The following is a 20,174-nucleotide window of genomic DNA, read 5'->3' on the forward strand; positions in this document are numbered from 1 at the left end:
GCACACCTTCAGACGAGGGATCACCACCGCATGAATGACCGCCTCCGCGACGTGTACATCGTCGACGCAGTTCGCACGCCGATCGGCAAGTACGGCGGCGCGTTGTCCGGCGTACGGCCGGACGACCTCGCCGCCCACGTTCTGGGGGCGCTCGTGGAGCGCTCCCCCGCCCTCGACCCGGCCCGGATCGACGACGTGTACCTCGGCAACGCCAACGGGGCGGGCGAGGAGAACCGCGACGTGGCCCGGATGGCGGTGCTGTTGGCCGGGCTGCCGGTGACGGTGCCGGGCGCGACCGTCAACCGGCTGTGCGGCTCGGGCCTTGAGGCGGTCATCCAGGCGGTGCGCGCCGTGGCCGTGGGCGACGCGGAGGTGGTGATCGCCGGCGGCGTCGAGTCGATGAGCCGCGCGCCCTACGTGCTGCCCAAGCCGGAGCGGCCCTTCCCGCCCGGCAACCAGGAGTTGCTCAACACCACGCTGGGCTGGCGGATGGTCAACCCGAAGATGCCCCCGCAGTGGACGGTCTCGCTGGGCGAGGGCGCCGAGTTGATCGCCGACCGGTACGGGATCAGCCGGCAGGAGCAGGACGCGTTCGCGCTGGCCAGCCACGACAAGGCGGCCCGCGCGTGGAAGGACGGGGCGTACAAGGCGGAGGTGGTGACCTATCCGGCGGCCTCCCTGGACCGCGACGAGACCATCCGCCAGAACACCTCGCTGGACGCGCTGGCCCGACTGCGGCCGGCCTTCCGCACGGACGGCACGGTCACGGCCGGCAACTCCTCGCCGCTCAACGACGGGGCGGCGGCGCTCCTGCTGTGCGACGAGGAGGGGCTGCGGGCCAGCGGGCGCGAGCCGCTGGCGCGCGTGCGGGCGACGGCGGTGACCGGCATCGAGCCGCAGTACTACGGCCTGGGGCCGGTACGGGCGGTGGGCCAGGCGCTGGAGCGCAGCGGCCACTCCTTCGCCGACCTGGCCACCTTCGAGCTGAACGAGGCGTTCGCGGCCCAGGCTCTGGGCTGCCTGGTCGAGTGGCCCGACCTGGACCCGGCGATCGTCAACCCGCGCGGCGGCTCGATCGCCATCGGCCACCCGCTGGGCTGCTCCGGCGCCCGACTGGCGGGCTCGGTGGCCCACCAACTCGCCGCCGCGGGCTCGGGCGTGGGGCTAGCCGCCCTGTGCATCGGCGTCGGCCAGGGCCAGGCCCTGGTCCTGGAGCGCTGAGGCCGCGCCCGACGCGGCCCCCGGGCGACGGGGCGGGCCCGGGGCACGCCCCCCGGGCCGGCCCCGGCCGTGCGCGTACCGGCCGGCGCGGCGCGCCCGAGCCCGACCGAGACCGCGCGGCAGGCGTCGCGATGGCTCCGGGAGGCACCTCGCCGCGCGGGCGACGATCCGACACCCCGAACGCGGGCTCGTGCCGGCCGAGACGGCCACGGTCTCCCGCCCCTTCGGCGTCAGCGCGACGATGTACGAGCCCGACCAACGCCCCGCAGGACGGCGACGCGCTCCACGAACGGGAGCCCGCACCCGAGCGAGGGGCGACGCGCGGGACTCCGCGCGGCGGGGGCAGGCCCTGGGTGCGGGTGACCGGTGCCGGGCCCTGGACCGCGCGGGACCGCATGACCACCGGGCGCGCGTCGCGATGACGCGCACCGGCCTCGACCACGAGCGCGAGGGGGCGCCGAGGCCACGGAAGGCGGGCGCACCACCCGCTGCCGGGGCACGCCCGGGGTGGGCGACCCGCGCGATCCACCTGGCCCACGACGAGGGCCCCAGCATCGACCCGCCGCCCGCTGACCAGGTCACGAGCGCTCCCGACCACGCCGCCGACCGGGAACGTCCAGCCCGCCCCGGCCACGGGACCTGCGGTCGGGGTGGCGCCGGCCGCGACGTAGCGTGGGCGGCACATCCAGCAACGGCAGAGGGAGCACGCGGCATGGCAGCTAGGCGGCTGGTGGTCATCGGAGGGGACGCGACGGGCATGTCCGCCGCGTCCCAGGCGCGCAGGCTCAGGAAGCCCGACGAACTGGAGATCGTGGCCTTCGAGCGGGGCCACTTCACCTCGTACTCCGCGTGCGGCATCCCGTACTGGGTGGGAGGCAGCGTGGACGGTCCCGACGCGCTGGTCGCCCGCACGCCGCAGGAGCACCGCGAGCGCTCCATCGACCTGCGGATGCGGACCGAGGTCACCGAGATCGACCTTGACCGGCAGCGGGTGCGCACCCGCGACGTCGCGGCACCCGGTGCCACCGAGGAGTGGACGGGCTACGACGACCTGGTGATCGCGACCGGCGCGCGACCGGTCCGGCCCCCGCTGCCGGGCATCGACGCGCCGGGCGTGTACGGCGTGCAGAACCTGGACGACGGTCAGGCGCTGCTCGACGCGCTGCGCGCGGTCGAGGGCGGGCAGCCGCCCCGGGCCGTGGTGGTGGGCGCGGGGTACATCGGCGTGGAGATGGCCGAGGCGCTCGTCCAGCGCGGCTACCGGGTCACGGTCGTGGACCGGGGCGAGCAGCCCATGTCCACGCTCGACCCGGACATGGGGCGTCTGGTGCACGAGGCGATGTGCGGCATGGGCATCGAGACGGTGCGCGGTGCGACGGTCACCGAGATCCGCACCGGCCCCGACGGCCGGGCCGACGCCGTGGTCACCGAGGACGCCACGTACCCGGCCGACATCGTCGTCCTGGGCCTCGGCGTACGCCCCGAGACGACGCTGGCGCGAGAGGCGGGGCTGCCGCTCGGCGAGTCCGGCGGCCTGCTGACCGACCTGTCGATGCGGGTGCGCGGCCAGGGCAACGTGTGGGCGGGCGGCGACTGCGTGGAGGTGCTGGACCTGGTCTCGGGTCGCACCCGGCACATCGCGCTGGGCACCCACGCCAACAAGCACGGCCAGGTCATCGGCTCGGGCGTCGGCGGCGGTTACGCCACCTTCCCCGGCGTGGTCGGTACGGCGGTGAGCAAGGTCTGCGACCTGGAGATCGCCCGCACCGGGCTGCTGGAGCGGCAGGCGCGGGCGGTGGGGCTCCAGTTCGTCACGACCACCATCGAGTCCGCGAGCCGGGCCGGCTACTACCCCGGCGCCCGCCCGATGCACGTGAAGATGCTCGCCGAGCGGCGCACGGGGCGACTGCTGGGCGTGCAGATCGTCGGCCGCGAGGGAGCGGCCAAGCGGGTGGACATCGCCGCGGTCGCGCTGACCGCGAGGATGACGGTGGAGCAGATGACCGCCCTGGACCTCGGGTACGCGCCGCCGTTCTCCCCGGTCTGGGACCCGGTCCTGGTGGCGGCCCGCAAGGCGGTGGCGGCGGTGGCCCGGGACGCGGCCGGCGGCGGACGCTGAAAGCCCGCCGGGCCCGCCGCCCGCCGGGACCGACGGGCGGGGCCGCGCGGCGGCCGGGGGACGCGCGGTGCCGGGGCCGCGCGCCGCGTGTCCCTGGTGGCCTCGGCGCCGCCCCGCCGGCGGGGCGTACGACAGCCGGGCCCGCGCGGCGGCCGGCGGACCGAGCGACCGGCGGCTCCGCGCGGCTGGCGGCTGGTGCGGCTAGCGGCTGGTGCGCTCGTGGACGTGGGCGACCAGGCGGGTCAGGGCGTCCGGGTCGGTGGTCGGCAGGACGCCGTGGCCCAGGTTGAACACGTGGCCCTCCAGGTCGCTCGCGGCCGCCAGCACCTCGTCCGCCGCGGCCTCGACGGCGGCTCGCGGGGCGAACAGGACGGCGGGGTCCAGGTTGCCCTGGAGCGCCTTGCCCGGGCCGACCCGGCGGCGGGCCTCGTCCAGCGGGACCCGCCAGTCCACGCCCACCACGTCGGCGCCCGCCTCGCCCAGCAGCGGCAGCAGTTCGCCGGTGCCCACGCCGAAGTGGATACGGGGCACGTCGTACCCGGCGACCGCGTCGAAGACCTTGGCCGAGGCGGGCAGCACCGAGCGGCGGTAGTCGGCCGGGGCCAGGGCGCCCACCCAGGAGTCGAAGAGCTGCACGGCGCTGGCGCCGGCCTCGATCTGCACGGTCAGGAACGCGGCCGTGATGTCGGCGAGCCGGTCCAGCAGGTCGGCCCACAGCTCGGGGTCGCCGTACATGAGCGCCTTGGTGTGCTCGTGGTGACGGGAGGGGCCGCCCTCCACGAGGTAGCTGGCGAGCGTGAACGGGGCGCCCGCGAAGCCGATGAGCGGGGTGGCGCCGAGCTCGCCGACGAGCAGGCCCATCGCCTCCGTGACGTACTTCACATCGTCGGGCGTGAGTGGCCGAAGTTGATCGAGATCGGCCCGGGAGCGGATGGGCTTCTCGACGACGGGGCCGACACCCGGCTTGATGTCGAGGTCGATCCCGATGGCCTTCAGCGGCACCACGATGTCGCTGAAGTAGATCGCGGCGTCCACACCGTGCCGCCGCACCGGCTGCAACGTGATCTCCGTGACCAGGTCGGGCCGCATGCAGGACTCCAGCATGGCCGTGCCCTCACGCACCTTGCGGTACTCCGGCAGCGAGCGCCCCGCCTGCCGCATGAACCACACCGGGGTGTGCGGCACCGGCTCCCGGCGACACGCCCGCAGGAACGCGGAGTCGTGGGCCGCGGTGCGGCCGGTCTGCTGCTGGCTCGTCGGCTGGGAGTTGGCGCTCATGTCCCAAATCTTCGCACGGGCCGAACGAGTGACCCGCCCATGCGGGTGTTCCTACCCGAACCAGCCCCGTTCTCCGCCTAGTCTTCCCCGCATGGCTGCGGCTCACGGACACCTCGCTGACGGTGCGGACGGCGCGGACGGGGAGGGCACCCCGCTCGTGTTCCGGCATGCGGTCGCCGGACTGCGCGACGCGCGGCTGCGGCCCGAGCTGGAGATCGACTCGACGCCACCACCCCGGCGCCTGGCGCCGTTCTCCTACGCGCTGGAGGCGGCGGTCGTCGTCGACGACGAGGAACTCGCCGAGGGCCGACTGATCCTGCTGCACGACCCGGCGGGGCACGACGCCTGGCACGGCTCGTTCCGCATGGTCACGCTCGTCCACGCGGACCTCGAACCCGAGATGGCGGCCGACCCGCTGCTGCCCGAGGTGTGCTGGTCGTGGCTGACCGGAGCGCTGTCGGCGCGCGGCGTCGGCTACGCCGAGCCGAGTGGCACCGTCACCCGGGCCGGATCGCACTACTTCGGCGGGCTCGCCGACCGCGCCCCCACGACCAAGATCGAGATCCGCGCGTCCTGGACCCCGACCGAGGGCGGCGACCCGGACCGGCGCGGCGGCCTGGGCCCGGTGCCCGACACCGCCGCGCACCTGTCCGCGTGGGGCGACCTGCTCTGCCAGGTGGCCGGCCTGCCCCCGGTGGGCACCGGCGACCCGAGCGTGGTCACCCTCCCCCAGCGCCGGGGCCCGCTCTCCCGCTGAGCCCCGCCCCCGCTGGTGCCCAGGCCGCGCTGCCGCCTGTGCCGCGCCGGCGCGCGGTACGGCGGCGGGAGGGCACGCCCGCGCGGCGGCGCCCGCGCCTCCCTCAACTCCCGCCCCATGTACGTGCCCTGACGGTGGCCCACCTCCGCCCCGGCCCCGAGCACCCCCCGGGGAACCTCACCCCCGGGCGCCCCAGCCCCGAGCGGCCGCCGGCGCTCGTGCCGGGCGCCCCGGCGCCGCACGCGGACGACCCCGCTCCCGGGCGCGTACGGCCACCTCGCCCCGCGCCGACCACCCGACGGCGCGGGGCGGCGCACGCTACGGCGACGCGGGGCACGGCGCGACGGCACGCCCCCTCACGCGGCGGCCCGGCCCCGTGGCGGGCGCACGGCTCCGCACGCGTACGGCCCCGCCGCGGCGACGCGGGCGCCCGCGCCCCGCTCCGGCACCCGGGGGCGCCCTCCCTCGCCCGCCGCCCAGACCGTCGTGGGCGGGCCAGGCCGCACGCGGCCACGACGGACGCCAGCCGCCCCCGCGCGACCCCGCCCCGCCCGACGGGTCCCGGCGGGCCGGTGCGCCGCCCCACAGCGCCCGCCAGCCGCCGCCAGCGGCCTCGCGAGGGCCTCGGGGCCGCCCCGGGCCCGCGCGGCGCGCCCAGCGCGGCCACGACGGGAAGGGGCGCGCCGCGTACGGCCACGATGGGAGGGGAAGCCGGCTCGCGGGACGGGGCGAGGGGGGCGGCCGGGCCCCGCGTCGCGCGCGGCCCGGCGCCGCGCCCCGCCGTCGGGTCGCCGTCGGCCGGCGTTCGCTCGGGTGGGGGTGTCGGCACGCCGTCGCGCGGCGGCCCGCCAGCGCCCCACGAGAGGTGGCGAGCCCTCCCCACATCGGACCGTAATGTCCGAGTAGCAACCGAATTGCCGATCAGTATTTCGTGATCAATCCCTAAAGCCGGGCACGGGACCTGCCGAAGGATCACATGACCCTTCCCGCACGGAACGCCCCGCATCCCCCCAGCCCGGCGTCCGTTCTCGCCACTCCCCCCAGGAGGCCTGGTGTCTGTTCTTCTTGAGCAACCTTCGAGCCTGGTCGCCTACCGCCCGAACAAGCCGACCGCCATGGTCGTCGTGGCCGACCCCCGAGTCCGTTCCACCGTGACCCGCCACCTGTGGGCGCTCGGGGTACGGGATGTCATCGAGGCGTCGTCCATCGCGGAGGCCCGCCCCCGAGTCGGAAACCCGCGCGACATCTGCGTCGCCGACGTGCACCTCCCCGACGGTTCGGGGCTCACCCTGCTCTCCGAGACCCGCGCCGCCGGCTGGCCCAACGGCCTGGCCCTCTCCGCCGCCGACGACATCGGGGCCGTGCGCAACGCCCTCGCGGGGGGCGTCAAGGGGTACGTGGTCACCGGCACCCGGACCAACCTCGGACTGCCCGGCCGCCCCGGCGCCACCCCCGTGGGCGCCGCCGCCGCCCGACTGCACCGCCGCCCACCGGGCGCGCCCGGCCACCCCGGGGGCTACCGGGAACTGTCGGGGCGCGAGGTGGAGGTGCTGCGGCTGGTGGCGGAGGGCCAGTCCAACAAGGCCATCGGCGTCTCGATGGGCCTGTCCGCGCTCACCGTCAAGAGCCACCTCGCGCGCATCGCCCGCAAGCTGGGCACCGGCGACCGGGCCGGCATGGTCGCCGTCGCCCTGCGCACCGGGATCATCCACTGACCCACCCGCCCCGCGACCCCGCGCCCGTCTGCGGAGACGTTCCGCCGGCGGGCGCGTGTCACGCCCGGCGGGCACCCCCTCGCGGCCCGCTCGGCTCACGCGCCGGGGCCGCCACCACACGGTCACCGAACCGACGCGGGCTGTCAGATGTGGGCCCTATGGGCGGGGATGGGAACTACTGAGCGTGGTCGACGCAGGTCAGCGCCCAAGGCGTGGAATCAGGGCAGGTCATCGCCCCACGCGGCCTATACCCTTGACGAGTGACCGACGCCCAAGAAGCCGCAGCTAAGACGACACTGCGAACCACCGGGGGCGGCCCCCCGGACAGTCCATCGGCACCGGTCCCGTTGCTGGAACCACGCGAAGGCATCCCGCCGGTCGTCGCCGACGCCGACGCGCTCGCCGAGGTCATCGCGGCCTTCGCGGCCGGTTCGGGCCCCGTCGCCGTGGACGCCGAGCGCGCCTCGGGCTACCGGTACGGACAGCGCGCGTACCTGGTCCAGTTGCGCCGCGAGGGCGCGGGAACGGCCCTGATCGACCCGGTCGGCTGCCCCGACCTGTCGGAGTTGGGCGCGGCGATCGTGGACGCCGAATGGGTGTTGCACGCCGCGACCCAGGACCTGCCCTGTCTGCGCGACATAGGCATGGTCCCCGAGCGGCTCTTCGACACCGAGCTCGCGGGCCGGCTGGCCGGATTCGCCCGGGTGGGGCTCGGCGCGATGGTGGAGAACGTCCTCGGCTACGCCCTGGAGAAGGGGCACTCCGCGGTCGACTGGTCCACCCGTCCGCTGCCCGAGCCCTGGCTGCGCTACGCCGCGCTGGACGTGGAGCTCCTGGTGGACCTGCGGGACGCGCTGGAGGCCGAGCTGGCCGAGCAGGGCAAGCTGGAGTGGGCCCGCCAGGAGTTCGCGGCCATCGCCGCCGCGCCGCCGGCCGCCCCCCGCAAGGACCCGTGGCGGCGCACCTCGGGCATGCACAAGGTGCGCAAGCGTCGGCAGATGGCCGTGGTGCGGGAGCTGTGGGAGGCCCGTGACCGGATCGCGCAGCGGCGCGACGTCTCGCCGGGCAAGGTGCTGGGCGACGGCGCGATCGTGGAGGCGGCCCTGGCCATGCCGACCAGTGCCCGCGCCCTGGCCGCGCTGCCCGGCTACGGCCAGCGGATGAGCCGCCGTCAGCTGGAGCAGTGGCACGCGGCGGTGGAGCGGGCCCGCGCCCTGCCCGAGACGGAGCTGCCGCAACCGGGACAGCCGCTCAACGGCCCGCCGCCACCGCGCGCCTGGGCCGACAAGGACCCGGCCGCGGCCGCCCGGCTGGCCGCCGCGCGGTCCGCGGTGAGCACCCTGGCCGAGCGGTTGAACCTGCCGCAGGAGAACCTGATCACCCCCGACACGGTGCGGCGGCTGTGCTGGGAGCCGCCGGCCCAGGTCACGCCCGAGAGCGTGGCGCGGGTGCTGACCGGGTACGGGGCCAGGCCCTGGCAGGTCGAGCTGGTCACGCCCGCGCTCACGGCGGCCGTGCTGCCCGTGGCGTGAGGTGACGCGCGTCCGGTGACGGGCGGCGAAGCCCCTCGGTGTGATCTGCGCCGCTTAGCCCGTAGGGGGTGGGCAGCTTGGTTACCCGTAAGTAGCATGGCGGTGTGAGCCCCGCCGCTACGCCTGCGGTGAGCTCTGCCGGGTGACCTGCCCCGGGCCGTCCGGCGGCCCCGTCAGGCGCGCGAGCCAGCGGACGCCGGTGTCGTGTCGTACCAGGCGGCCGGCCCACGGGTCGGCCCCGGCCCGCGCGAGGGCCCGACGGCCGGTGGCCACGGGGCCCGGCGGGCCGGTCCACGGGCCGCGCCGGCCGCGCCGCACCCGGTGGCGAGCGAACACAACGAGAGGGAGGGCCAACGTGCCTCGTACCGCTAGGGAAGTCGTCTTCGTCGACGGCGTCCGCACCCCGTTCGGCAAGGCGGGCCCCAAGGGCATCTACCACGAGACCCGCGCGGACGACCTGGTCGTCAAGTGCATCCGGGAGCTGCTGCGCCGCAACCCCGGGCTGCCGCCGGAGCGGATCGACGAGGTGGCGTTGGCCGCCACCACCCAGATCGGTGACCAGGGTCTGACCCTGGGCCGGACCGCCGGCATCCTGGCGGGCCTGCCGCAGAGCGTGCCCGGCTACTCCATCGACCGGATGTGCGCGGGCGCCATGACGGCCGTGACCTCGACGGCGGGCTCCATCAGCTTCGGCGCCTACGACGTGGTGATCGCCGGTGGCGTGGAGCACATGGGGCGGCACCCGATGGGCGAGGGCGTGGACCCCAACCCGCGCTTCGTGTCCGAGAAGCTGGTCGACGAGTCGGCGCTGTTCATGGGCATGACGGCGGAGAACCTGCACGACCGGCTGCCGCACCTGTCCAAGCGGCGCGCGGACGAGTACGCCGTCCGCAGTCAGGAGAAGGCCGCCAAGGCGTACGCCAACGGCAAGATCCAGCCGGACCTGGTGCCGATCTCCATCCGGCGCACCAGCCCCGAGGGCGGCGAGACGGGCTGGGGCCTGGCGACCGCGGACGAGCCGATGCGGCCGGGCACCACGCTGGAGAACCTGGCGGGCCTCAAGACCCCCTTCCGCCCGCACGGCCGGGTCACCGCGGGCAACTCGGCCGGCATCAACGACGGCGCCACCGCCTCGCTGATCGCCGCCGAGGACGTGGCGCGCGAGCTGGACCTGCCGGTGCGGATGCGGCTGGTCTCCTACTCCTTCGCGGGCGTGGAGCCCGAGGTCATGGGCATCGGGCCGGTCCCCGCGACGCGCAGGGCGCTCGCGCAGGCGGGTCTGACGATCGACGACATCGGCCTGTTCGAGATCAACGAGGCGTTCGCCGTCCAGGTGCTCTCGTTCCTGGACCACTACGGCATCGCCGACGACGACCCGCGAGTGAACCAGTACGGCGGCGCCATCGCCTACGGTCACCCGCTGGCCTCCTCCGGCGTGCGGCTGATGACGCAGCTCGCCCGGCAGTTCGAGGAGCAGCCGCAGGTGCGGTACGGCATCACCACCATGTGCGTCGGCTTCGGCATGGGCGGCACGGTCATCTGGGAGAACCCCCACTGGGAGGGCAAGTGAGCACCACCACCGAACTGCTGCGGGGCGCGGCCGAGCTGTTCCCCGACGAGGTCGTCACCCAGGCCCACGTACGCCATCTGGAGCTGCCCGGCGCCGGGCGGTTCGCGCTGGTCACGCTGGACAACGGGCTCGACCACACCAAGCCGACCACGTTCGGGCCGCAGTCGCTGGCCCACCTGGACGCGGCCATCGACCAGGTGGAGCGGGAGGCCGCCGACGGCGAGATCGTGGGCGTCGGCCTGACCGGCAAGCCGTTCATCTTCGCCGTCGGCGCCGACCTCAAGGGCGTCGAGCTGCTCAAGCGCCACCAGGACGCGCTGGCCATCGGCAGGGGCGGACACGACGTCTTCAAGCGGCTGTCCCAGCTCGCGGTGCCGACCTTCGCGTACTACAACGGCGCGGCGATGGGCGGTGGCGTCGAGGTCGGCCTGCACTGCACCTACCGCACCGTCTCGGCGGCGCTGCCCGCCTTCTCGCTGCCCGAGGTCTTCCTCGGCCTGGTGCCCGGCTGGGGCGGCTGCACGCTGCTGCCGAACCTGATCGGCGCCGACCGCGCGGTCAGCGTCATCATCGAGAACTCGCTCAACCAGAACCGGCAGCTCAAGGGCCAGCAGGTCTTCGACCTGGAGATCGCCGACGCGCTCTTCGAGGGCGCCGACTTCCTGGAGCGGTCGCTGCTGTGGACCGCCTCGGTCCTCCAGGGCGAGACCGAGGTCGTACGGGCCGAGGTGGACCGGGGCGAGGCGTGGGACCAGGCCGTCGCACGCGGCCGGGCCCTCGCGGACGCCAAGGTCCACGGCGCGGCCCCGGCCGCCTACCGGGCGCTGGACATCATCGCCGCCGCCAGGAACGGCGACCTGCGCCAGGGCTTCGACGCCGAGGACCAGGCGCTCGCCGACCTGATCATGGGTGGCGAACTGCGCGCCGGTCTGTACGCGTTCAACCTGGTGCAAAAGCGCGCCAAGCGGCCCGTGGGCGCCCCCGACAAGTCGCTGGCCCGCCCGGTCACCAAGGTCGGCGTGGTCGGCGCGGGGCTGATGGCCTCCCAGCTCGCCCTGCTGTTCGTACGCCGCCTCCAGGTGCCGGTGGTGCTCACCGACATCGACCAGGAGCGCGTGGACAAGGGCGTGGCCTACGTCCACGGCGAGGTCGACAAGCTGCTGCTCAAGGGCCGGGTCAACCAGGACCAGGCCAACCGGCTCAAGGCCCTGGTGACCGGCTCCCTGGACAAGGCCGCCGCCTTCGGCGACGCGGACTTCGTCATCGAGGCCGTCTTCGAGGAGATGGGCGTCAAGCAGAAGGTGTTCGCCGAGGTCGAGGCGGTCGTGCCGGCGCACGCCATCCTGGCCACCAACACCTCCTCGCTGTCGGTCAGCGAGATGGCCTCCCAGCTCAGCCACCCCGAGCGGGTCGTGGGCTTCCACTTCTTCAACCCGGTGGCGATCCTGCCGCTCCTTGAGATCGTGCGCGGCGAGCGGACCGATGACGCGTCGCTGGCCACCGCCTTCGCGGTCGCCAAGTCCCTCAAGAAGAGCGCGGTGTTGGTCAAGGACGCCCCGGCGTTCGTCGTCAACCGCATCCTGACCCGCTTCCTGGGCGAGGTCCAGAACGTCATCGACGAGGGCACCCCGGTGGCCACCGCCGAGCGCGCCGTCGAGCCGCTCGGGCTGCCGATGTCCCCGCTGGTCCTGCTGGAGCTGGTGGGCCCGGCGATCGGCCTGCACGTCTCACAGACCCTCAACCGGGCCTTCCCGGACCGGTTCACGGTCTCGCCGAACCTCAAGGCCGTCGTGGAGGCGGGCAAGCGCGGCTTCTACGTCCACGACTCGGGCCGTCCCGAGCTGGACCCGGAGGTCCTGGCGCTGCTCCAGCAGGGCGAGCGCGTGCTGAGCGAGGAGCAGGTGCGCGAGCGGGTACTGGACGCCGTCGCGCAGGAGATCGACCTGATGCTGGGCGAGGGCGTGGTCGCCGAGGCGCAGGACATCGATCTGTGCCTGATCACCGGCGCGGGCTGGCCCTTCCACCTGGGCGGCATCACGCCCTACCTGGACCGCGCGGGCGTCTCCGAGCGGGTCACCGGCAAGCCGTTCCTGGCCCCGGGGCTGGCGAGCGTCCCGGCCTGAGACGCACCGCCTCGCGGAACCGACGGGGAGCATCGCGCGGCCACGCGCGGTGCTCCCCGTCCGCGTGTGCGGGGCGGGCGGCCCTGGGCCGGGGCACGCCCGGCCCCGTCGGTGGCCCGGGGCACCGGCCCGGGCCGGTGGGCGGCGGTGGCCGACGACGTGGCGGGCACGGCCGGTGGCCGGCCCGCGCGCCGGGGGCGCGTGGCGCCCGCCGATCCCGGGCGGGAGCCGTCTAGACGGCCGTCCAGGCGTCCAACGCGAGCCCCGGCTCCGTCGTCTTCTGGCGGGTGACCCGCAGCGTGCGGTCGGGGCCGAGCGCGGCCAGCACGACCCGCCCGTACCCGTCCAGCGCCAGCGCGGGATCGGTCAGCCCCGGATCGCCGGTGGGCGTCCACCACACGCCGGCCGCCTCGTTCTCCGTGGGGTGGGCCGCCACGGACAGCCGCCCGCTGCCCGGTTCGCGGTGGACCAGCACCGTGCAGTCGTAGCCGTACACCGGCGCCTGGATGACCACCGGCGGCCCCTCCCCCGCGTCGCCGCCCAGGGAGATCGGCTCGGCGTCCTGGCCGGGTCTGAGCGCCATCACCTCGCGGCTGCGCGCGTCCCGCCAGTAGTGCGTGAGGGTGTCGCGGCCGGTCTGCGCGCCGGCGGCGGAGCCGGGCAGCGGATCGACGTCGAGGTTGTCCCCGCGCTTGAGGCCGCCGCCGGGCTCGGTCATGTACCAGCGCTGGGCACCGCCCGTGGTCGGGGCGAAGAACTCGACCCGGCCCTCCTTCGTGGCGATCGCCGACACCCCTTCGGTGACGTTGCTGCCCTTGAAGTCGACCCAGCCGCTCCACTTGCCCTTGGCGTCCTGGCGGCGCGCGCTGATGCCGCCGCCCGCGTTGCGGACCACGACGTGCACGGCGCCGTCCTTGCCGACGACGGTGGCCACCACCGTGACGCGGCGCGCCTTCTCCCAGTCCTTGGGGTGCGGAGTGCCCAGCGAGTGCCACACCGTGGTCGGTCGGCCGGTCTGGTACTGGGTGGCGTGCACCACGTCCACATCGATCCGATCATCGGGGGCGCGCTTCTCCCGCAGGCCGACCAGATGGACGTAGCCGTCCGACCCTTGGCCAATGGAACAGGCAGTGAGACCCGGCACATCCAGCCACACCGGCCCCGTCCATTTCGGACCTCCGGGGCGGGTCTCCGTCCAGCGGGCGATGCCGCCTGCCGCCGGGGCGTAGGCCGAGAGCCTGCCGTCCTTTCCGCGCAGCAACCGCAACACCATGGTTCGCAGACAACCTTCCCTCGTGGAACACCGACCATAGTATTTTGCCTGGCCGCGCACACCGGGTGCCCGCCCATGGGCAATACGGCCCCGAGAGACCGATCGTGCCAGGCTGGGCGCATGAAGGCACTGGTGGTCGTGGACGCGGCGAACGTGGTCGGCTCCGTACCCGACGGTTGGTGGCGTGATCGCCGCGGCGCGGCCGAGCGGCTACGCGAGGCACTGACGGCATTCTCCGCCACGGGGCTGCCCGAACGCGCCGACGTGCCCGCGTGGGCGTGCGGGGCGGCCGTGGAGATCGTGCTCGTCGTCGAGGGCAGAGCGCGTGGCGTGGAATCGACGCCGGACGTGCGGGTCGAGGCGGCGCCCGGCAGCGGGGATGACCACATCGTGGACCTCGTCGCCGGCCGCGCACCGGACCGGCCCTGCCTGGTGATCACCGCCGATCGCGAACTGCGGCGCCGGGTGACGGCGTTGGGCGCCGGCGTGGCCGGGCCCCGTACCGTGCGCTGACGAACCGCCGGGGCACGCCGGGCCGATGCGCGGGCGCCAGGGCAGCGAAAGGCACGCGGCGTCGGTGGCGGGTCGGGTGGGTGTGCGGCGGGCCGGTGCGCGGGCACCGGGGCGCCGGAAGGTACGCGGTGTCCGGGGCGGGGCGGGGCGGTCGCGCGGCGGGGGTGCGGTGGGTGTGCGGTGGGCCGGTGGAAGCTGAGCGGCCCTCGGCGGTGCGGGCGCCCGCGTACGCGCTGCCGCCGCGCCGGTTCGCGCCCCGTCGGGGCCCTGACGGTCGGCCGTACGCCACGCGCCGCCGATGGCGGTGACGCTGCCGCCCGCCGACCCGCCCCGCTACCCCGGCCCCGGGCTCCGCGCCCCGTGTCCCGGGCCCCGGGGGTCGGCTCCGGCGGGGTGTCCGGTGATCCAACCGTCGGATCGCTACAGGCGTTTGGCCGCGCGCAGCCCGCGCGCGTAGAACCCGCCGCCGTCGATGCGCGCGGAGCCGCCGACGTCGCCGAGTGTGGGCCCGTTGTTCTCCTCTCGGCTGGAGAGGAACCGTGGATGGCCCTCGGTGTCGAGGCCGAGATAGAGGCCCATGTGGTCCAGGCGGCTGCCGCTGCGCCGGTCGATGTCGAAGAAGACCAGGTCACCCGGTTGCAGGGTGCCGAGTTCGGACCGGGGGTCACCGCCGTCGGAGAGCAGCGCGCGGCCGGGGCCGACCCGGGCCATGGCGTCGGCGGTGCGGGGCAGTCCGACGCCGCGCCGGTCGGTGCCGAGCAGCGGGTAACCGGCCCGGTAGCCGTAGACGAGCCGGATGTAGCCCGAGCAGTCCACCGCGCCGTAGCGCGCCCGCTCCGGCGCGGTGCGCGGGGCGTCCGGGAAGGTCCAGGACCGGCCCAGGTACTGGTAGAAGTCGGACTGTTCCAGGCGCAGGTCACGGCCGGGCGCGCCGCGCGGGTTGAGCGGTCCGAAGCGTGCCTGGCCCGCGTAGCGCCGGCCCGACGCGTCCCGCAGGTCCGGCGCGCCGCGCAGGTACTGGGTGGCCATGGCCAGGATGTCCGGGTCGCGGTCGGCGCGGCGGGCGGCCAGCCACCCGGGGAACCACGGCGCGTCGCGCTGGTCCGCCGCCCACGGTCGGGGCAGCAGGCGCACCCAGGCGTCGGTGACCACCCGGGCGTCGGTGGTGGCCGGTTCGGCGAAGGTGCGGCTCGGCCCGGTCAGCACGGCGGTGCGCGCCCCGTCGGTCAGGGTGGCCACCACGGCGCCGGCCGCGTCGCGGACCACGGTGCGCGCCGGGCCGCTCAGCCGGTCGTAGGTGTAGCCGTCGGCGTCCTGGTGGGAGGGCTCGGGCAGCCGGGCGTGCGCGGCGGCCTCCTCCGCGCGGGAGGCCGTGCCCCGCTCGCTCTCGCGGAGTTGGTAGGTGAGCCCGGCGCTGGCGATGGCCAGCGTCACGACCAGGGCGATCGACAGTCGTTCGGCGCGCTTGGAGCGTGCGGCCATGGCGGTGCGGTCTCCTTCGTGGTGGCGTCGGTTCCGCGCGGGCCCGCCCCCGGGGCCGCGCGAGCGCGCGCCGGATGACGGGGCGCCGGGCGGGGCGCTGTCGGACGGGGGGCGGGCGCGGTCACACGGTGGGCAGGGCGCCCAGGAGCATGCCGGAGGCGAGGACGACGTAGGCGCCGAGGGTGACCGACGCGGTGGACAGCAGCGTGGCGCGCGGCGGCTGACGTACGAGCTGGTAGGCGATCAGCCCGGGGACGATGTAGCCGAGGGTCTGGTGTCCGAAGAGCATCGGGTACTGGTGCTGGAGGACGAGGTAGAGCGTGGCTTGGAGCAGCACGCCGCACAGCACCACGGCGGCGAACAGCCGCTTCCCGTAGAGGATCACCAGGTTCTGGAGCACCCGCGTGGACAGGTAGGTCAGCACGGTCACGCCCACGACCATGGTGGCCAGGCGCCAGTCCTCGACCAGGGTGAGCGCGAGCCACCCCGGGGTGATCATGCCGCCGGGTGAGAGGTTCGTGGTCAGGTAGCAGACCAGCGAGAACAGCAGGCCGAGCGCGATGCCGATGGCGGCCATCTCGGGGGTGAGTTCCACGGGGCTCATCGGGCTCCTCCCGCGGGGGCGGCGGACGGCTGCTGGGCGGCGGACGGCTGGGCGGGGGCGGACGGCTGGGCGGGGGCGAGGGGGCCGGCCGCGTCGGAGGGCTCGGTCGCCTCCGGGAGGCGGGCCAGGCACTCCAGGAGGTGCTCGCCCTGGCCGTGGATGTTGCCGACGGCGACCAGCGAGGCGTCCGTCCGGACGTGGTCGAGGATCTCGGCGAGCAGCGCGTCCGGATCGCGTCCGTCGCCACCGAGGTCCACCACGCGATCGCGCCAGGCGGCGGGCATGGCCTCGCTCGCGCTGCGGGTGGGGTGGCCGATGAGGAAGACCGTGTCCGGTTCCAGGTCGGGTACCAGGGCGCCCATCTGGCCGTTGCGCTCGACGCGGTCCGGGCGGCAGTTGACGACCAGGTGCAGCGGCCGTTCGACGGCGCCGAGGGCGAGGAGCTGGCGGACGTTCATCAGGGTGGAGGCGGGGTCGTTGGCGGCGAAGACGTTGGCGAAGCCGAGCCGGTGGCCCCGGGGCGTGCGGTACTTCCGTACCGAGAGCACCCCGGGGTCCGGCGGCGCGTCCCACATGCCGCGCAGCGCGGTCCGCCGGTCCACGCCGAGCAGTTCGGCGACGGCCAGCGCGATGGCGACGTTCTCCTTGAAGGTGAACCAGCTGAAGCCGCGCATCTCCTCGTCGGTGACCGACTCGGGGGCGACCGGGATCAGGTGGCAGTCGCGGGCGGCGGCCTCCTCCCGCAGGATGGGCAGCCGGTCGCGTTCGGCGGTCACGCACACCCCGCCGATCGGCATGGAGCGGCACAGCGAGCGCGCCACGTCGTCCAGCGTGGGCCCCATCTCGGCCAGGTGGTCCTCGCGTACGTTGCACAGCACGCCGATGGTGGAGCGGATCAGTTTGGTCTGGTTGACCTCCTGGAGGGCCGGCATGACCGCCATGCACTCGATGACCAGGGCGTCGGGGCGGTAGGAGGCCGCGCGCCGCACGATGCCGATCTGCTCGACGACGTTGGCGATGCCGAACTTGCGGTAGACGGGCTCCTCGGTGGCGTCCGGGTGGATGAACCGGGCGGCGGTCCCGGTGGTCTTGGCCACGGTGACCAGGTCACCGCCGCGCAGCGCGCCCGCGCACAGCCGGGTGATCGAGCTCTTGCCCCGGATGCCGTTGACCAGCACCCGGCTGGGTATGTGGGCGAGATTGGCGAAGTGTCTGCGCTGTTCGACGATGCCCGCCGTGAGCAGGACGGCGGAGCAGATGAGGAAGACGGTGTAAAGGAAGAGCATGGCTCCATCGCCAACGGGTCGTGGGGGGAGGGTCGGTCGGGCACGGGTCCGGCCCGGCGGGCCGGACGGCTCTCGGGCGGCGGGCCCGTGGTGCGCGTCTCACGTCGGGGGTCTGACGGTGGGGGGCCTGGCAGTGGGGGTCTCACGGCGGCGGTCTCACGGTGCGGGCTAGCGTCGGGCGGCGACCGGCTGGGGGGCGGACTCCACGCGGCCGGCGGGCTCCGGGCTCGCCGTGCGCTCCGGGCTCGCCGTGCGCGCGACCCGGTGGGCGGCCGCCAGGCGCTGGCGGACCAGCTCCAGGCTGCGGGTGACCGAGCCCACCTCGTCGTGGTGGCGCGGGTAGAGCACGGTGGTCAGGTCGCCGGCGGCCAGCGCGGCGGCCGACCGGTCCAGGGCGCGCAGCGGGCGCAGCACCGTCAGGTGCAGCCAGCCCAGGCACAGCACCGTCGAGGCGAGGGCCAGCAGGCCGGCCAGTTCGGCCCGGCGCTCGGTCTCGTACGAGGCCAGGGGCAGCCAGGACAGCGGGCGTTCGGTGACCACCCGCCAGCCCAGGCCCTCCGCGCTCGCGCCGGCCACGGCGACGTCGGCGGCCACCGCCGGATGGGCGCGGCCGGGCAGCGCGCTGAAGGCGGTGAAGCCCCGGTTGGCCGCGATGACCTGGCTCCGGTCGTCGGCGAGCCAGGCCCGGCCGATGCCGGTACGGGTCAGCGCGCCGTTCAGGGCCTCCGGGCGGAACTCGCCCACCAGGACCAGGTTCCCGGCCTCGCCCCGGCCCGGCACCGGGACCAGTGCGGCCGAGACGGGAACCCGCCCCGCGTGGTTGAGCTGGCGTACGGCGGGGCGGCCCCGGGCGGCCTCCGCGAGATCGCGCGCGTCCGGGGTGCTCAGCGGCGCGGACCCCACCCGGCGCTCCACGCGGCCCCGGTGGTCGGTCAGATACAGCGAGCGCCAGGAGCCGCCGTCCAGCACCGCGCCCAGCGCCGCGCCCAACCGGTCCCGGTCGCCGCCGGTGAGCCGGGTGAGCGACGAGAGGTCGGCCACGCCCTCGCCCAGCAGTCGGCGTACCCGGTCGGCCGTCGCCTCGGTCCGGTAGCGCTGGTCGGTGGCGACCTGCCGGGGCGCCCGCGCCTCGGCCCGGTGCGCCAGCGGCACCGCGCAGGCCCAGCCGGCGACGAGCAGCGCGCAGCCGAGCGCGGCCACCCGTGGCCCGCCGCGCGAGGCGAGGCGGCGCGGGTGACCGGCCGGCCCCGCGACACGCGGGTCGGTGGGGGGCGCGGGGGGCTGGGGCGCGGTGGCGGCGGTGCGGGGCGCGGTGGTGCCCGGCGCGGCGGTGCGGGGCACGGTGGGCTCGGCCGCGTGGGCCGAGGTCGCGACGGCACCGGTCGGGCGGGGCCGCGCCGGGTCGGCGGGAGACGTCTTGGACGGGGCCGGGTCGGCGGGGGGCGCCTCGGACGGGGCCGGGTCGCCCGCGAGGCGGGCGCGCAACGTCTCCAGGACCCGGGCCAGTCGGGCGGGTTCGCCGCCGCCGGGCGGGCGGCGGGCGGCGGCGGCCTCGCCGTCGGGAGTGGCGGGCGGGGCGTGGGTGAGCCCACGGGCCGCCAGGTGCAGCCCCAGCAGCGGACGTTGGACGCCCCGGACCAGGACGAGGCCGACCAGGAGCGTGACGAGCAGCAGCGCGCTGGCGGCGAGCAGCCCGCCGCGCCGGTCGCTGGCGACCGCCGTCCCCTCGGGCACCTGGACGCCGGTGACCACCGTCAGGTCGAGGTCGCTGACCCGCGCGTCGCCGCGTACCGCCGCGTGGCCGACGGCCAGCCGGTGCTCGGGCCCGTCGGCGGCCGTGGCGTGGCCGGTGTCCGTGTCGGAGCGGCCCGCGCGGCGGGCGAGCGTGCGCATCGCGGGGTCCTCGGCGCGCGGGCCGGAGGCGGCCAGGACGCGCCCGGTGGCGTCGGTGACCAGCGTGGTGCGGCCGGCGCGTTCGGCGGGCAGTCGCAGCGCGCCCGAGGCGACCAGCAGGTGCTGTCCACCGCCCGGCGCGGCCACCAGGACGAACGACAGCAGCCTGGTCTCCCCCGAACCGAGCGTGACCAGCCGGGGCGCCAACCCGCGCCGCTGGCCGCCCTCCTCGGCCCGCAACGCCTGCTCCAGCGGCACGCTCTCCCCGCGCGCGGCGAGCAGTCGCCCGCTGGTGGGGTGCACGATCGCCAGGCCGCGCCACTTCTGGTAGGCGTGGCCGAGGTCGCGCAGGACCCGCTCCGGGGGCTGGGGCCGGCCCTCGTCCAACAGCCGCGCGGCCCGCCGCAGATCGCCCGAGCTCTGCTCCAGCGAGGAGCCGAGCGACCCCGCGGCGTCGCCGGCCACGTCCCGCTGCGCCTCGACGATCGCCCGGGAGACCTCGTGGTCGTCGGAGCCGCCGACGGTCAGCGCGGTGAAGGCGGCCACCCCGGTCAGCAGGGCGAGCAGGGCCGCGATGGGCGGCCTGACGCCTCCGAGCAGGGGCATGTCGGCGCGCCGTCTAGGCGTCCGGTGCGGACGTGGCGCGGCCCGGACTACGGGCATGGGGTGACTCCTGGTCAGGAAGTACAACACGCGGGGAATTCCGAATGGGCAAACACCGTAACCCACGTCGGACGTCGCATTAATCAGGTGTCATCGAGCGGACATTCACTCTTTTCACCATCTCTACGGTCGTTGTTACGACGTT

General features: G+C 75.5%; 14 protein-coding genes. 8 read left to right on the plus strand and 6 right to left on the minus strand.

The genetic code is table 11. From position 1 onward, the window contains the following. Positions 1–30: 30 nt before the first annotated feature. Both ACFVFR_RS17425 and ACFVFR_RS17430 read left to right on the plus strand, forming a co-directional pair. Positions 31–1,221 (plus strand): thiolase family protein, encoded by a 1,191-nt coding sequence (locus ACFVFR_RS17425; protein WP_383702361.1) that lies wholly within the window; start codon positions 31–33, stop codon positions 1,219–1,221. Between the two features lie 712 nt (positions 1,222–1,933). Next, positions 1,934–3,340 carry an FAD-dependent oxidoreductase gene (locus ACFVFR_RS17430; RefSeq protein ID WP_383702364.1) on the plus strand — a complete coding sequence of 469 codons (1,407 nt, stop codon included), beginning with the start codon at positions 1,934–1,936 and terminating at the stop codon, positions 3,338–3,340. A gap of 201 nt (positions 3,341–3,541) precedes the next feature. On the opposite strand, the gene hemE is transcribed toward ACFVFR_RS17430, so the two are convergent. Then, positions 3,542–4,618, minus strand: a complete 1,077-nt coding sequence (gene hemE / locus ACFVFR_RS17435) for a uroporphyrinogen decarboxylase (RefSeq protein WP_383702366.1) — start codon at positions 4,616–4,618, stop codon at positions 3,542–3,544. A 91-nt stretch (positions 4,619–4,709) separates the two neighbouring features. On the opposite strand from hemE, the gene ACFVFR_RS17440 reads away from it, so the two are divergent. The 5 genes from ACFVFR_RS17440 (at position 4,710) to ACFVFR_RS17460 (ending at position 12,315) form a co-directional block, all read left to right on the plus strand. Continuing rightward, the gene (locus ACFVFR_RS17440) at positions 4,710–5,375 is read left to right on the plus strand and encodes a DUF3000 domain-containing protein (protein ID WP_383702368.1); all 666 of its coding nucleotides are present in this window, start codon (positions 4,710–4,712) and stop codon (positions 5,373–5,375) included. A gap of 1,052 nt (positions 5,376–6,427) precedes the next feature. Beyond that, positions 6,428–7,090, plus strand: coding sequence for a response regulator transcription factor (locus tag ACFVFR_RS17445; RefSeq protein ID WP_176164609.1), 663 nt, complete (start codon positions 6,428–6,430; stop codon positions 7,088–7,090). 260 nt (positions 7,091–7,350) lie between these two features. Then, the gene (locus ACFVFR_RS17450) at positions 7,351–8,622 is read left to right on the plus strand and encodes a ribonuclease D (protein WP_383702370.1); all 1,272 of its coding nucleotides are present in this window, start codon (positions 7,351–7,353) and stop codon (positions 8,620–8,622) included. Between the two features lie 355 nt (positions 8,623–8,977). Further along, a complete protein-coding gene (locus ACFVFR_RS17455; protein ID WP_383702372.1) occupies positions 8,978–10,192 on the plus strand; it encodes a thiolase family protein in 1,215 nt (404 codons plus the stop codon). Then, positions 10,189–12,315, plus strand: coding sequence for a 3-hydroxyacyl-CoA dehydrogenase NAD-binding domain-containing protein (locus ACFVFR_RS17460; protein WP_383702374.1), 2,127 nt, complete (start codon positions 10,189–10,191; stop codon positions 12,313–12,315). Before ACFVFR_RS17455 ends, ACFVFR_RS17460 begins: the two co-directional genes overlap by 4 nt. A gap of 232 nt (positions 12,316–12,547) precedes the next feature. Here ACFVFR_RS17460 and ACFVFR_RS17465 read toward each other — a convergent pair whose 3' ends face one another. Further along, on the minus strand, positions 12,548–13,588 hold the full coding sequence (locus tag ACFVFR_RS17465) for a hypothetical protein (RefSeq protein WP_383702376.1): 1,041 nt from the start codon (positions 13,586–13,588) through the stop codon (positions 12,548–12,550). A gap of 120 nt (positions 13,589–13,708) precedes the next feature. Between ACFVFR_RS17465 and ACFVFR_RS17470 the strand changes: the two genes are divergently transcribed. Next, positions 13,709–14,101 carry an NTP pyrophosphohydrolase gene (locus tag ACFVFR_RS17470; protein ID WP_383702377.1) on the plus strand — a complete coding sequence of 131 codons (393 nt, stop codon included), beginning with the start codon at positions 13,709–13,711 and terminating at the stop codon, positions 14,099–14,101. 420 nt (positions 14,102–14,521) lie between these two features. Here the strand turns inward: ACFVFR_RS17470 and ACFVFR_RS17475 are convergent, their stop codons facing one another. The 4 genes from ACFVFR_RS17475 to ACFVFR_RS17490 all read right to left on the minus strand — a co-directional run bounded on the left by ACFVFR_RS17475 (position 14,522) and on the right by ACFVFR_RS17490 (position 19,972). Next, a complete protein-coding gene (locus tag ACFVFR_RS17475) occupies positions 14,522–15,583 on the minus strand; it encodes an NlpC/P60 family protein (RefSeq protein ID WP_383702379.1) in 1,062 nt (353 codons plus the stop codon). A gap of 121 nt (positions 15,584–15,704) precedes the next feature. Continuing rightward, positions 15,705–16,187 carry a poly-gamma-glutamate biosynthesis protein PgsC/CapC gene (locus ACFVFR_RS17480; protein WP_383702381.1) on the minus strand — a complete coding sequence of 161 codons (483 nt, stop codon included), beginning with the start codon at positions 16,185–16,187 and terminating at the stop codon, positions 15,705–15,707. Beyond that, positions 16,184–17,473, minus strand: coding sequence for a poly-gamma-glutamate synthase PgsB (gene pgsB / locus ACFVFR_RS17485; protein WP_383702383.1), 1,290 nt, complete (start codon positions 17,471–17,473; stop codon positions 16,184–16,186). The genes ACFVFR_RS17480 and pgsB overlap by 4 nt, the downstream gene beginning before the upstream one ends. 168 nt (positions 17,474–17,641) lie before the next feature. Then, positions 17,642–19,972 (minus strand): HAMP domain-containing protein, encoded by a 2,331-nt coding sequence (locus tag ACFVFR_RS17490; protein ID WP_383702385.1) that lies wholly within the window; start codon positions 19,970–19,972, stop codon positions 17,642–17,644. Between the last annotated feature and the right edge of the window lie 202 nt (positions 19,973–20,174).

This window comes from Streptomyces sp. NPDC057702 (assembly GCF_042799315.1).
Classification (GTDB): domain Bacteria; phylum Actinomycetota; class Actinomycetes; order Streptomycetales; family Streptomycetaceae; genus Streptomyces.